Raw genomic sequence first — 14,844 nt, 5'->3', positions numbered from 1 at the left:
ATGATACATTGATGAAGATTTTGTATTGTTAAAGGGGTACCATGATATCAGATCATAATCAGAATGAAAGCGCAAAAAGTGAGTTCATTACGGCCTCAGGTAGGAGGTTTGTTTCTGATGCTCGAAGTGACTTCCATTATACTTCTTTTGAGACCAAAAAATTATTAAGGGCATACTCTCCAGAGAGTAATGCCCCTTTATTGTATAAAAAAGCTTCTCTTATAGAGCTTGAGCCCCATGTGGCTTACTATAGAGATAAGATGACGCTTAGCTTTAATATCTGTGACAGAATGTCTGGTGCTTGCTACGTGCTAAAAGACATCTCTGATTTCTTGACTGCTGTAGAGGAATGCGAAACAGTAAGCTACGGCAAACATCTTTCTTTTACCCATGATAAAAAAGCATTCACAGAAGAGACTCTTAATATCATAAGTTTTTTAAATGATTATTTCAGAGAAAAAAGAACAGTCTCTTACCCTTATGGAAAGGGACATAACAAGGAAATAGAACTAAAAGGTCATGAGATTGATGAGTTTTTTGCTTCTGTTAACAGTCTCTATTTTGTGAACAAAGATTTCAGGGCAAGGCACATTGACGAGAGACTTCTTGAAAAAGACGAAACTTTTCCGCCGATAGATCTTTCAATAGAAAAAACTGCAAATGGAGTTACCTTTGAAGCGGCTCCTTTTACCATGTTTGAGGGTTATTCAAATATTTATTTTGAAAAAAAGAGAAAGATCCATGTTATACCTAGAAAAGACTGTGCATCGATACTTCCATTTTTGACTTTTCTTTCTTCTAGAAGAACAGAAAATGAACTTTTTATTGCGGAAAAGGATCTTCCACTGTTTTCGTCAGGTCTTTTGCCTGTATTAAATGAGTATATGAATGTGAGCATTGATGGATTTGATGTCGCAAAATACTCACCGGATGTACCAAAATTTAGAATATACCTTGATATGCCTGATACATATACTATCACTTGTGATGTTCAGGCTGTTTACAATGCAGACAGATATGATGAGCAGATATTCCACATTTTTGGAAGAAACTTCGATGATGGAATAAATAGTGGCGGAAATGATGCCAGAGGATTCATAAAAAGAGATTTGTTTAAAGAAAGTAAGATTGCTAAGACCATAAGTCCTTTCTTTGATAACATGGATAATAAAAAAGGCGTTTTATATATTGAAGCAGATGAAAGTAGCGAAGATAAGATATATTCATTCTTAACGCAGGATATTAAGATCTTGTATGGTCTGGGAGATGTGTATCTTTCGGAGGCTATCCATTCCATAAATATCAAAGCTGCTCCAAGGATAAATCTTGGAGTATCAGTGGTTTCCGACCTTTTGGAACTGTCTATTGTTCCAGAAGATATTTCAGTAAAAGAGCTTGATGATATTTTGAACAGATATGACAGAAGGAAAAAGTACTACAGACTAAAGAGTGGGGAAGTATTAGACCTTTCAAGTAAGGAGATGGATATTCTCTACTCTCTTAGAGATGGACTTTTACTGTCCAAAAACGATCTTGCTGAAGGCCACGTTTCTATACCTAAGTTCAGAGCTCTTTTCCTGGATGAGCTTGCAGATAAGAGCAAAGACTATGAATTCTCACATATAAGTCTAAGTAGAGAATTTAAAAAGCTTGTAAATACCTTTGCGGGAAGTTATGAGAAAGAATATGATATTCCTGATTCTTTGCAGGATGTTCTTAGAGATTATCAAAAAGCGGGTTATTACTGGCTTAGAACACTTAAGGCAAATGGCTTTGGTGGAATTCTTGCTGATGATATGGGACTTGGTAAAACGTTGCAGGTGTTATCACTTCTTTTATCAATGAAAGAGGAAGCTAAAAGGCAGGGGATAAATAATAGGTGTTCTCTTATTGTTTGTCCTGCATCTTTGGTATACAACTGGCAACATGAGATACAACGCTTTACACCTGAACTTAATTGTGAACTGGCGGTGGGTATCAAGCCAGATAGAGAAAGGGTTACATCAGAGATTGATGAAGAGAAAACAGATGTTATCATAACATCTTATGATCTTCTTAGAAGAGATATCGATCTGTACAGATATCTTTCCTTTGAGTGCGTGATAATAGATGAGGCTCAGTTCATCAAGAATCCTTCAACACAGGTTGCTAAAGCTGTTAAGTCAGTTAAAGCTGGATTTAAAGCTGCTCTTACAGGAACTCCTATTGAGAATAGACTGAGTGAACTTTGGAGTATTTTTGACTTTTGCATGCCGGGATACCTTTTTAATTACAAGAATTTCAAGGAAAAGATAGAGATTCCGGTTGTGTCTGATGGAGACGGCGATGAGATGCAGCACTTAAGGAGAATGATAGCTCCTTTCGTGCTTAGAAGACTCAAAAAGGATGTTCTTAAGGATCTTCCTGATAAACTAGAGGAAAACATTGTTTCTCAGATGACCAAGGAACAGGAACAGCTGTATAAAGCCCATCTTCAGAGAGTAAAGATGCTGGTTCATTCCAAAGACGATGAGGAAATAAAAAGGGATAGGATCGCGATACTTTCTGAGCTCACAAGGCTTCGCCAACTATGCTGTGATCCTGGACTTATATATGAAAACTATAATGGGGGCAGTGCCAAAGCGGATCTTTTGCTGGAAATGGTCAAAAGTGCTGCGGAAAGTGGCCACAAGGTGTTGCTGTTCTCACAGTTCACATCCATGCTTGACAGGATATCAAAACTCTTAGCTAAAGAGGGTATTAGCCATTATCTGCTGACGGGAGCTACCAAAAAAGAAGATAGGATCAAGATGGTGGACGCATTTCAGGAGGATGATACCCCGGTATTTTGCATTTCCTTAAAGGCTGGAGGAACAGGACTTAACCTTACTGCTGCTGATATAGTGATCCACTATGACCATTGGTGGAATATAGCTGTACAGAATCAGGCAACGGACAGAGCTCATAGAATCGGGCAAAAGAATGTTGTGACTGTATACAGACTTATTATGAAAGATACCATAGAGGAGAGGATAATACTTCTTCAGAATAAGAAAAAGGAACTGGCAGATCAGCTTCTTAATTCTGATTCTCTTAGTACTCCAAAACTATCAAAGGAAGAATTGCTGGAATTATTGGGATAACATGGATAGAAAGATAGAACTTATACGAAGCAAAAGAAGAACTCTTGCAATACAGGTGACAAGTGATGGAAGAGTGGTTGTCAGAGCACCTATCAGGTACCCTGTATCAGAGATCAACCGGTTTATTGGTGAAAAGGCTGATTGGATAGATAAACACTTAGAAGCGGTTAAGCATTTAGAAAAAGCAGAGCCAATTTCTAAGCAGGAAGTAAAGTATCTTGTGACTAAGGCAAAGAGAGTGATTCCGCCTAAGGTGGAATACTATGCCAAGCTAATAGGTGTAGATTATGGCACTATAACTATTCGCATGCAAAAAAGCAGATGGGGGAGCTGTAGTGCAAAGGGCAATCTTAATTTTAACTGCCTTCTTATGAAGACTCCTGATGAAGTTATTGATTATGTGGTCGTACATGAACTTTGCCATAGAAAAGAGATGAATCACTCACCAAGATTCTGGGCGGAGGTTGAAAAAATCATTCCTGATTACAAAAAAAGAAGGAGCTGGCTTAAAACCAACTCACATCTTTTTTAATTCTCTCTTATTATCATACATCTCTTTATCTGCTCTTTCAAAAACAGTTGCTACGCTTGGATCGCCTGCGTATTTGGAACAACCGGCAGCAACGACAATATCTCCTTTGAGTCTGTTTTTGACATTGTGCTTATGTATTTTTGTCATGATAGAATCGATGTTCAGGAAATCATATCCTTGCACGATGACTACAAACTCATCGCCACCAATTCTATAAACCGGACTGTGTTTAAAAAATCTACAGATCATGTCACGGCCTTTTTTGATGAATTCATCACCAGCCTGGTGTCCTTGTGTATCATTAACTTCTTTAAGGCCGTTGATATCAAAGACGGCAATAGCAAATGGAGTCATGCTGCCTCTTTCGATAAGCTCATTAAGTGTCGCCACAGTTTCGGAATAAGCGTTCTTGTTCTTGACTCCTGTAAGCTCGTCAATGTTGGCTTTGCTTTCGGCAGCATAGAGATTTTCAGCATATTCTCTGTCTTTTTTGACTTTGTTATCAATATTGAAGATACCAACGATAAGCTTATCATGTCCATCTTCATTGACTAGATTAGCACGCATTACTACATAAATCGGAACACCTGATATTTTTAGCCTATGATGATTTTCGTATAGTCCCTTGGTCTCAATTTGCTTGAAGACATTTTCTTTTGTAAAAGAAGTAAGGAAAAAATCCACATCATCTTCGTAGATTCCTTTACTTGCTCGTTTGATTACTTCGCCAAAGAAATCATCGCCTTCTTCAGGAAGACCGAGGTCCGAAACTGTGTCTGAAGGATTATACTTCTTGTAACTTGATGTTAATGGATCTACAGTAAAAATGTAGATGTAGTCTTCAGAAAGAGCGCCAAGTCTTGAATATATGATCTTTTCTTCTTTGGCTTTCTCAAGAGCTTCTCTGGTCTTTATCTGCTTATCTACGTTATTTATTCCCACAAGGATGAAGTTTCCATCGCCTCGTATCTGTACAATCTTAATATTTACATATGTCGGAACTTTATCGATCACGACCTTCGTGAATATGGAGTATACGCCTTCTTTTTTCAGATTATCTATGACGTTTTCTTTTGTGAAGACTTTATTTAGCTGTTCCTTATCTTCAGGCGTCATCTCATATTCAAATTCATCTCTATAAATGTCGAAGAAATTATCGCCATATTTGTTAAAGGAAATATCGCGGTTAATTCCATCTGCTTTATATTCAGTAAAGGTGTCGTCATCCATGTTGACCATATACAGATTGATGTAGTCTTCAGAAAGGGCGCGTGCAATATAGTTATAGTTTAGGCCTGCTTTTACAACTGAATCGTCGATCGAAAGTACAACTATAGAAACTGCGGCTGCGCCAGTTACTGGATTTACAGCTATTCGGTTGATCAAAAGATGAAGTATTCTTCCGTCCTTTAATCTGTCGTCTAATATGACTCTTTTACCATCCAAAGCACATTGTCTTACTGCGTTAAAAGAATACAGGCCTGGTCTTGACTTGAAAGCATCATACATATATTCCTTGACTGGTTTAAATGCTGGGAAATTTGTTGCCATAAATTCTCTATAGCTCTTATTACTTCTGACTAAAGTTGCCTTAGTGCTATCCATTTCAAAAATAGCCATAGGCATAGTGTCAAAGTATTTATTCAAAGTAGAATCTTTGTCTTTAGGGAAAGAGAGATCATAGAGATTTACTTTTCCAACAATATCAAAATATTCAACCTCATTAGGATTCTCAAATCCGATTTGTATACCGTTTTTATTTCTCTCGATGATCTGGGCCAGTGAAATAGGCTCTATGAAATAGTATCCCTGGAGCTTGGTACAGCCTATTTCCATGAGAAAATCAGCCTGCATCTTAGTTTCGACACCCTCAGCCACAGTATCAAGTCCAATTGCCATTGCAGTTCTGATAAGCTCAGTAAGGATGATCTGTCCATTTTCGTTTTTGCCTATTTGGTCAACAAATTTTTTATCAATTTTTAGAAGATCAAATTGTATTTTTAGGAGCAACAATAACGAAGAATATCCATTACCATAGGCATCAAGCCATACTTTTACTCCTTCTTGCCTTAAATTGTCTACTTGCTCTTTCATGAAATCAGGATCAGATGCGATGGCTTTTTCTGACAACTCAACTGACAGCTTTGATCTTGGAATACCAGAAGCGTCAATCCTTTTTAAGATCTCTTTTACCATGTCGCAGTTATGAAAACTTGAGCTGGAAAGATTCACTGATTCAGGCACTATGAATAGGCCATGCTTTGACTGGCCTTTCATCTTTTTGAGCACGCGCTCTACCATATAAAGGTCGAGTTTGTAAGTGATCTTTTCTTTTTCTAATGCAGGAACAAATTCAGAAGCAGTATAATAGTTGCCGTCAGGGTCTTCCCATCTTGCAAAGGCTTCTTCGTCGGAAACAAGACCGCTGGCAGCACGAATTAAAGGCTGGTGATAAGCCTTTATCCATTCATTAGCAATTGCTTTGTCGATATTATCGATGAAGTATTGTTCAAGTCTTTTTTTGTCTTCAGCTGCGCTTAACAAGTTGTGTCCTCCGTCGGAAAAGTCAGAAAATTTAATTTATTGTAAATATTTTAACATAAAAACATAAAAATAACCGTGTTTATGAAAACTTAAGAAAATCAAGTGATATCAATCAAATGCAGACACAGTATGCATTTGCTAATTTGTTAATGTATTATTTATTAAATATTTATCCTTTATAATCAAAAGTTTATGAATAAAAACGCGTTTTTTTCGTAGATAATACAAGATTTGCAAGTAAATGGATGATTCATTTTTGCTGGTAGTGGAGTATAATCCTAGCATAGGGAAATATATATGTGATTGGAGATAAGGGATGAGTATTGGAATGATACTAGACTACTTGGAAAGTGCTAATGATATTGCTGTAGGGATCAGATTATTGTTGGCTACATTCTTTGGAAGTCTTATTGGATGGGAAAGAGTTGTCAAAAGACACAGCGCTGGAATCAAGACCTTTGCACTTGTGAGCCTTGGATCAGCAGTAGCAACTTCACTTAATGTCTATCTGGCAATGCTTCCTGGCCTTTCTGCTGATGTCAGCAGAATACCTGCTGGTGTTGTAAGTGGTATAGGTTTTCTTGGTGCAGGTACAATTCTTGTAACAGGAAAGAAACAGATCAAAGGACTTACAACAGCTGCTTCACTTTGGGTTACATCCTGCATGGGAATGGCGATAGGTGGTGGATATCTTGTGGTTGGTATCATCTGCTTCTTATTGATCATGCTTGCTAACATTGTACTTATGCAGCTTAGTAAGAAGGTTGAAGAGTATAGCAAATATATCAGCTTGTATATTGAGGTTAATAAAGATGGCGGAGTCAGAAAGCTTACAAAGTGGATAACTACTCAGGGCTTTTCTGTAAATAGTATGACAAAGAGTAAAGAGAAAACTCTTCAGTCATCAGACGCGGCAATAATCATTGATATTGATTTTGATAAAAAGCGTTCACACCAGGAAATAATGGCTATGTTAAATGAACTTGAATATGTCAGCTATGTAGAAGAAATCTAAGAAAACTTGAGCTTTTTGTGGCGGGTCTGTGTTGACACAGTCCCGCTATTTTTGTAAAATAATAACGCGTGCTTTTTATTTTTGAGGCATGCGCAAATTTTGTTTGGGAGGGATACCAATGTCCAGAAAAGCTACGATTACGCAGAAAGAAATTGTAAATGCGGCATTTAAGATCACAAGAAAAGAAGGCTTTGAGCAGATTACTTCTAGAAAGCTCGCAGCTGCAGCAGGTTGTTCGACTCAGCCTATATTCCGTATTTACGAGAATATGGATGCGCTCAAAAAGGACGTTTATGATAAAGCGGCAGAATATTACGAGAGTTATTATAACGATTATGAAAAGTCTCATGAAGTTCCATTTGTTGACCTTGGACTTGCTTATATTGGCTTTGCTCAGAAATATCCTCATCTTTTCAGACTTCTTTTTATTTCAGAGCAGGGACCTGAGAGCAAGAGCATGTACGATCTTGTAAATGGTTCTAGTGAGAATGTTGTTAAAGAGATAAATAAGGCAGCTGCTAAGGGGGTTACCAATGCGCAGCAGCTTTTTATGCAGATGTGGATATTCATTCATGGTGCTGGATGTATGGCTGCAACAGGAGATTATGATCTCGACAAAGAGACATCAGTAGCTATGCTTGAGTCAGCATATAAGGCATTTAGTCTATGAAGTTCGAAAAAGATGTTGATGTAATCACCAGAATTAACGAGTGCTACTCCAGAATGAGCAAAGGAAAGAAATCTATTGCTCAATATATATGTGACCACTATGAGCAGGCTGTATTTATGACTGCTGCAGAAGTGGGCAAGATGGTTGGAATGAGCGAATCAACAGTTGTAAGATTTGCAATGAGTCTTGGTTATGAAGGATACCCTGAGTTTCAGAAATCTCTTTCTGTATGGGTAAGTGACAAATTTGGTTCTGTTGAGAAGGTCGGAAGAAAATTTGGAAAGAGTAATGAAGGCGAGATACTTTCAACTATCCTGCAGTCAGATATGGCGAATATAGAGCATACCATCAATAATATTGATGTGGCAGCTTTTAAAACAGCAGTTGATATAATACTTAAGGCTAGAACAGTATACATTGTGGGCCTTCGCAGCTGTGAACCATTAGCTGACTTTTTACATTTTTATCTTAATATCATCAGAGGCAATAACATTCTTATCAGGACAACTAGTGTTTCTGAGATGTTTGAGCAGATGATCAGGATAAATGACAGAGACTGTATCATAGGAATTAGCTTTCCACGCTATTCTATGAGGACACTTAAGTGCATGGAATTTGCAAATGACAGAAATGCCAAGGTTATTACCATAACAGATTCTGTTCATTCACCTATGAACCTGTATTCATCCTGCAATCTTTTGGCTAAGAGCGAGATGGCGTCTATTGTTGATTCATTAGTTGCGCCGCTTAGTGTTATAAATGCGCTCGTTGTAGCTCTTTGTATGAAGAGACCAAATGAAGTTGCGGCTGACCTTAAGATGCTGGAAGAGACATGGAATAATTATCAGGTGTATCTAAATGATGAGATAGATTTTGCATCAGATGCACCAATGATCGGCTATCCTCTTGGTAAAAATAAAGATAAAGAGGAAGCGTAAGAGGATTTTTAATGAAAAAAATTGCAGTTATTGGCTGCGGAGCAGCTGGTATGATGGCGGCGCTTGCTGCTGCACAGGGCAGCGGAAGCGTCACTATTTTTGAGAAAAATGAAAAACCTGGCAAAAAGATCTATATCACAGGAAAAGGAAGATGTAATGTAACAAACGCCTGCGATGTAGCTGACTATTTTAATTATGTCAGGAGAAATCCAAGATTTTTGTACAGCGCGGTATATGATTTTGACAATAATGCAGTTATGGATTTTTTTGAAAATAACGGATGTCACCTTAAAACAGAGCGTGGAGAGAGGGTATTTCCTGTCAGCGATCACTCATCCGATATCATCAGAACTTTGTTTGATGCTGTTAAAAAAGCAGGTGTAAAAGTTGAGTTTGGAACAGAAATCCTTTCGATAGAGAGCAGTGCAGGGGCTGTAAGTGCTGTCACCTATGGCAGAGATGATGAGCCTATTACAAGGGAAGAGTTTGACAGTGTTATCGTTTGCACTGGCGGAATGTCCTATCCTTCAACAGGATCAACCGGTGATGGATACAAATTCGCAAAGAGCATGGGGCACACCATTGTTGATCCTGAGCCATCCCTTGTTCCATTTGAGATAAAAGAGCCATGGTGCAGAGAGCTTCAGGGATTGTCGCTGAAAAATGTTGGACTTAAGATGCTTCTTGACGATCAGAACAGCGAAGCAAAAAAGAAGAAAGTAAAACCAGTTTACGACGGCTTTGGAGAGATGCTTTTTACTCATTTTGGAGTAAGCGGACCTTTAGTTCTCACAAGCAGTTGTTATTATCAAAAGACGAAGAACTACAAGCTTGTTCTTGATCTTAAGCCAGCTCTTACAGATGAACAGCTTGATAAAAGAGTTTTAAGAGATTTTGAAGATAACCTCAATAAGAGTTTTAAAAATGTTGTGGGAGGATTGTTCCCTTCCAAACTAATTCCTGTAATGATAAGATTATCAGGAATCGATCCAGACAAAAAAGTAAATGAGATCACCAAGGAAGAAAGGCTTGGATTTGTGAAGCTTATCAAGAACCTTCCTATGACCATTACTGGAACCAGAAGCTTTAATGAAGCCATCATCACAAAAGGCGGAGTAAACGTCAAGGAAATAAATCCATCCACTATGGAATCAAAGCTTGTTTCCGGACTTTTCTTTGCTGGAGAAGTTATTGATGTGGATACTGAGACTGGAGGTTATAACCTTCAGGTAGCCTGGTCTACTGGACATTTGGCAGGTAAATCTGCTGTTATTTAATTTTTTTAGGAGATATGATATGGGAAAAGCAATCGCAATTGATGGACCTGCAGGAGCAGGAAAGAGCACAATAGCTAAGATGGTAGCTAAGGAACTTGGATTTATATACGTTGACACAGGTGCAATGTATAGAGCAATGGCTCTTTTCATGATAAAAAAGGGTATCAAAGCGGAAGAATCAGACAAGATCAGTAAGACCTGCGTAGAAGCTGATATCACCATCAAACATGAAAATGGTGAACAGGTAGTTTATCTAAATGGAGAAAATGTAAACGGCCTCATCAGAACTGAGGAAGTTGGAAATATGGCATCTGCTAGTAGCGTAAATGGTGATGTTAGAAAGAAGCTTGTTGAACTTCAGCAAAAGCTTGCCAGCGAAACAGATGTTGTTATGGATGGAAGAGACATTGGAACAGTGGTACTTCCTAATGCTGAGCTTAAGGTTTACCTTACAGCAAGCTCTAAGGTAAGAGCTGACAGAAGATATAAGGAGCTAACTGCAAAGGGCGTTGAATGTGACATCGATACTATCGAGAAGGATATTATAGATCGTGACTACAGAGATATGCACAGAGATATATCTCCTTTAAAGCAGGCAGACGATGCTGTTCTTGTAGATTCATCAGATATGTCAATAAATGAAGTGGCAGAAAAGATAATTCAGTTATTCAGAAAGTGAGTTATTATATGAATGTAGTAGTAGCTGAACATGCAGGTTTTTGCTTTGGTGTAACAAAAGCAGTTGATACTGTTTATGAACAGATCGAAAAAAAGACCGACTTGAATATTTATACATATGGTCCCATAATCCACAATGAGATCGTTGTTGGAGATCTTGAGAAAAAAGGCGTGAAGGTCATAGAGAGCCCGGAAGAGATCGAAGGTCTTGAAAATGGGATCATTGTCATCAGATCTCATGGCGTTACCAAAGAGGTACATGAGAAGCTTTCGAGGACTGGCCTTGAGGTGATCGATGCCACATGTCCTTTTGTAAAAAGAATTCACAAGATCGTTCAGGAAGAGAGTGGAAACGGTAAGGGCATTATAGTGGTAGGCAGTGCTAACCATCCTGAAGTTGAAGGAATTGTCAGTTATGCCGGAGATAGAGTGTATGTTGTAGACAGTCCTGAAAATGCAGCAAAATTCAGCGAAAACAGGGAACTGGAATACACAGTTGTGTCACAGACTACATTCAACAAGAAGAAATTTCAAGAAACCGTTGAAATCTTTAAAAATAACGGTTACAATATTAATATTGTGAATACTATATGCAATGCAACGGATGAACGTCAGTCAGAAGCAGAGAAGATTGCATCTGAAGCTGATGTCATGATTGTGATTGGAGGAGCGCACAGTTCTAATTCAAGAAAACTGTATGAAATATGCAGTCAGAAATGTGCCAGAACATATTTTATTCAAACCCTTGATGATCTGCATCTTAAATTAGGAGAGGATGTATCATTAGTGGGTATTACCGCCGGGGCATCAACCCCAAAGAACATTATCGAGGAGGTTCAGAATTATGTCAGAACAAACTTTTGAACAGATGCTTAACGAATCGTTCAAAACAATTCACACAGGGGAGGTTGTTGAGGGAACTGTTATTGACGTTAAGCCTGACGAGATAATCCTTAACATTGGTTACAAGTCCGACGGTATTTTAACCAAGAACGAATATAGCAACGACAACAGCATTGACCTTACAACCGCCGTTAAAGTTGGTGACACAATGGACGTTAAGGTCCTTAAGACCAACGATGCTGACGGACAGGTTATTCTTTCATACAAGAGACTTGCCATCGACAGAGGCAACAAGAGAATCGAAGAAGCCTTCAACAACAAAGAAGTACTTACAGCTAAGGTTGTTCAGGTACTTGAGGGTGGACTCACAGTAGTAGTTGATGAGGTTAGAATCTTTATTCCAGCTAGCCTTGTATCAGACAGCTATGAAAAAGATCTTTCAAAGTATCAGGATCAGGAGATCCAGTTCGTAGTAACTGAGTACAATCCTAAGAGAAGAAGATACATCGGAAACAGAAGAATGCTTGTTACAGCTGAGAAGGCTGAGCAGGCTAAGAAGCTCTTTGATACAATCAAAGCTGGCGATGTAGTTGACGGTGTTGTTAAGAATGTTACAGATTTCGGTGCATTCATCGATCTTGGTGGTGCAGACGGACTTCTCCATATTTCAGAGATGAGCTGGGGACGTGTTGAGAGCCCTAAGAAAGTCTTCAAGGTTGGAGATACAGTTAAGGTTCTTGTTAAGTCAATTGATGGTAGCAAGATTGCTCTTTCAAGAAAGTTTGACAACGAGAATCCTTGGAAGGATGCTACAGACAAGTATGCTGTAGGAAATGTAGTAAAGGGTAAAGTTGCTAGAATGACAGATTTCGGTGCATTTGTAGAGCTTGAGCCAGGTATTGACGCTTTACTTCATGTTTCTCAGATCGCTAAAGAGCATGTTGAGAAGCCAGCAGACGTACTTAAGGTAGGTCAGGAAGTTGAAGCTAAGATCGTAGACTTCAACGAGGATGAGAAGAAGATCAGCCTTTCAATCAAGGCTATGTTTGCTCCAGAGCCTAGCGAAGAGGCAGCTGCTGATGATTCAGATGTTGTTTCAGTAGATATCGATAAGGTTATCGCAGAGCAGAACGAAGAGAATTGATAAAGACTATTACTTAGAGCGGTGGTCTATGGACCACCGCTCTTTTTTGTTTCTCAATGCTTTATAATAATTTAATTTGTCAGAATATTCTATCCACTATAAAATTAAATAAGAACGTAACAAATAATCATTTACCAGGAGGAAGGAACACTTATGGAATACGATTACGAGTGGTTTAAAAAAGGCGTATATGATTTAACTAAGATTGATCTCAATGCATATAAAGAAAAACAGATGAAGAGAAGAATCGATACTCTTATTGGTAAGTATGAAGTTAAGGGATATGATGGATTCCTTGGTCTTATCAAGAAAGACAGAGAAGCTCTTGATTCTTTTGTTACATATCTTACTATCAATGTTTCTGAGTTCTTTAGAAATATGGACCAGTGGAATTTAATGGATAAGGAAATGGTTCCTGAGCTTATGGGCAAGTTTGGTAAGAACCTTAAGATATGGAGTGCTGCCTGCTCAACAGGTGATGAGCCATATACTATTGTTATGCTTCTTTCCAAGCACATTCCACTTAATCAGATAAACGTTTATGCAACAGATCTTGACGCAGTGGTTCTTGCTAAGGCTAAAGCTGCTATTTATGACAAGAAAGAGATATCTAATGTTCCTGATGAGTTTAAAAAGAAATACTTTACAGAGACAGAAGATGGCAGAATGAAGGTTTCTAGCGAGATCACATCGAGAGTTACCTTTAAGCAGGCAGATCTTTTAAGAGACCCATATCCAAAGGATTGCCATCTTATCGTATGTAGAAATGTTCTCATTTACTTCACAGAAGAAGCTAAGGATGAAGTATTTAGAAAATATTATGAGCACCTTGCTCCTGGCGGAATCCTCTTTATTGGAAGTACTGAGCAGATCGTAAACTACAAAGATATTGGATTTATCCGTAAGAATTCATTCTATTACGAGAAACCAAAGGCATGATCTGAGAAAATAAGTAAATAAAAATATCAATCCTTGTGCTGATTAGAGTATAATCTAAACAGTACAAGGATTTTTTTAGGGAGCATTGCTTTGAAAAAAACACTTTTGAGGAAAAATGACATATACCTGATAGGAATACTCCTTATTATTTTTTTGTTTATTCTAGGTGGAGTAAAACTCACTCAAAAAGGTGGCACAGAGGTTGTGGTCAGTATTGATGGTGTAGAAGCATACTCTTTTCCTATTGATGAAGATCTTGAGTTTGAGATATCAGGCTACAACGGAGGAACTAATATTCTCGTCATTCAGGATAGATATGCCTATTTAAAAGAGGCTTCATGTCCTGACAAACTGTGTGTTCACATGGGAAAGATAAACAAAGATGGACAGTCCATAATATGCCTGCCAAATAGAGTGGTGGTGGAAATAAGAAGCGCTGGCAAGATAAAGAGTGAACATGACTACGATACTGTAGTTGGCTGAATAATAATTGGAGACAAAAATGAGTAATACACAGAAGGTGGCATTAAATGGTGCATTGGCAGCTCTTGCCATGATCTTAAGCTATGTCGAGATGCAGATCCCGGCTTTTTTTGCTGTTCCTGGAGTTAAGCTTGGACTTACTAACATTGTTGTTCTGGTTGCTCTCTATGTTCCTGGAGTTAAGCTTGGACTTACTAACATTGTTGTTCTGGTTGCTCTCTATGTTCTTGGGGAAAAGAATGCGTTTTTCATAAATGTAGTCAGGATAGTAGTTGTCTCAATACTTTTTGGGAATATCATGGGCTTTGCTTTTTCCATAGCTGGAGGAATGCTCAGTACATTAGTAATGATCCTGTTAAAGAAGACTTCATGCTTTAGTGTGACTGGAGTTAGCGTTGCTGGCGGTATTACTCATAATGTTGGTCAGATAATCGTAGCTATGATCTTATTAAACACAAGGGCAATAATTTGGTACCTGCCAGTTTTGTGGATTTCTGGAATTATCAGTGGTGCTGTTATAGGAATAGTGGGGGCACTAGTGTGCAGTCGAATTGTGATCAAAGAATGAATTTTATTTATTTTTTTTGACTTGTATTGATTTTTAGTTTCTTTTCTGTATAATTTTCATTTGTCGGCATTCAGCTGACAGATAATCACGG

13 protein-coding genes are annotated in these 14,844 nt (G+C 38.2%); 12 read left to right on the top strand and 1 reads right to left on the bottom strand.

Going from position 1 to position 14,844, the window contains the following annotated elements:
* Nucleotides 1–41 precede the first annotated feature (41 nt).
* Together BUA02_RS00970 and BUA02_RS00965 are read left to right on the top strand one after the other, a co-directional pair.
* On the top strand, nt 42–3,122 hold the full coding sequence (locus BUA02_RS00970; RefSeq protein WP_072700254.1) for a DEAD/DEAH box helicase: 3,081 nt from the start codon (nt 42–44) through the stop codon (nt 3,120–3,122).
* A gap of 1 nt (nt 3,123) precedes the next feature.
* On the top strand, nt 3,124–3,654 hold the full coding sequence (locus tag BUA02_RS00965; protein WP_072700251.1) for a M48 family metallopeptidase: 531 nt from the start codon (nt 3,124–3,126) through the stop codon (nt 3,652–3,654).
* Here the strand turns inward: BUA02_RS00965 and BUA02_RS00960 are convergent.
* Complete coding sequence (locus BUA02_RS00960) at nt 3,640–6,198, bottom strand: bifunctional diguanylate cyclase/phosphodiesterase (RefSeq protein ID WP_072700249.1); 2,559 nt, start codon at nt 6,196–6,198, stop codon at nt 3,640–3,642. The two genes, BUA02_RS00965 and BUA02_RS00960, sit on opposite strands and share 15 nt — an antisense overlap.
* Before the next feature lie 316 nt (nt 6,199–6,514).
* Here BUA02_RS00960 and BUA02_RS00955 point away from each other — a divergent pair, with 316 nt between their 5' ends.
* From BUA02_RS00955 to BUA02_RS00910, 10 genes are all read left to right on the top strand, one after another.
* Entirely contained in the window at nt 6,515–7,213 is a 699-nt protein-coding gene (locus tag BUA02_RS00955; protein WP_072700247.1) for an MgtC/SapB family protein, read from the top strand.
* A 118-nt stretch (nt 7,214–7,331) separates the two neighbouring features.
* A complete protein-coding gene (locus BUA02_RS00950; protein ID WP_072700245.1) occupies nt 7,332–7,883 on the top strand; it encodes a TetR/AcrR family transcriptional regulator in 552 nt (183 codons plus the stop codon).
* Nucleotides 7,880–8,821, top strand: a complete 942-nt coding sequence (locus tag BUA02_RS00945) for a MurR/RpiR family transcriptional regulator (protein WP_071176532.1) — start codon at nt 7,880–7,882, stop codon at nt 8,819–8,821. The genes BUA02_RS00950 and BUA02_RS00945 overlap by 4 nt, the downstream gene beginning before the upstream one ends.
* A gap of 11 nt (nt 8,822–8,832) precedes the next feature.
* Entirely contained in the window at nt 8,833–10,098 is a 1,266-nt protein-coding gene (locus tag BUA02_RS00940) for a BaiN/RdsA family NAD(P)/FAD-dependent oxidoreductase (protein ID WP_072700243.1), read from the top strand.
* Nucleotides 10,099–10,117: 19 nt separating this feature from the next.
* Nucleotides 10,118–10,777 carry a (d)CMP kinase gene (gene cmk, locus BUA02_RS00935; protein ID WP_072700241.1) on the top strand — a complete coding sequence of 220 codons (660 nt, stop codon included), beginning with the start codon at nt 10,118–10,120 and terminating at the stop codon, nt 10,775–10,777.
* Between the two features lie 8 nt (nt 10,778–10,785).
* Nucleotides 10,786–11,640, top strand: coding sequence for a 4-hydroxy-3-methylbut-2-enyl diphosphate reductase (gene ispH, locus BUA02_RS00930; protein WP_072700239.1), 855 nt, complete (start codon nt 10,786–10,788; stop codon nt 11,638–11,640).
* Nucleotides 11,621–12,763 (top strand): 30S ribosomal protein S1, encoded by a 1,143-nt coding sequence (rpsA, locus tag BUA02_RS00925; RefSeq protein WP_071176528.1) that lies wholly within the window; start codon nt 11,621–11,623, stop codon nt 12,761–12,763. The genes ispH and rpsA overlap by 20 nt, the downstream gene beginning before the upstream one ends.
* Before the next feature lie 153 nt (nt 12,764–12,916).
* Nucleotides 12,917–13,702, top strand: coding sequence for a CheR family methyltransferase (locus BUA02_RS00920; RefSeq protein WP_072700237.1), 786 nt, complete (start codon nt 12,917–12,919; stop codon nt 13,700–13,702).
* A 90-nt stretch (nt 13,703–13,792) separates the two neighbouring features.
* Nucleotides 13,793–14,185 (top strand): NusG domain II-containing protein, encoded by a 393-nt coding sequence (locus tag BUA02_RS00915; protein WP_178297586.1) that lies wholly within the window; start codon nt 13,793–13,795, stop codon nt 14,183–14,185.
* Between the two features lie 19 nt (nt 14,186–14,204).
* Nucleotides 14,205–14,753, top strand: a complete 549-nt coding sequence (locus BUA02_RS00910; RefSeq protein ID WP_072700235.1) for a Gx transporter family protein — start codon at nt 14,205–14,207, stop codon at nt 14,751–14,753.
* Nucleotides 14,754–14,844: the final 91 nt, after the last annotated feature.

It is taken from the genome of Butyrivibrio hungatei DSM 14810 (assembly GCF_900143205.1).
GTDB classification, from domain to species: Bacteria; Bacillota; Clostridia; order Lachnospirales; family Lachnospiraceae; genus Butyrivibrio; species Butyrivibrio hungatei.
This window is presented reverse-complemented; position numbering and strand designations above follow the sequence as displayed.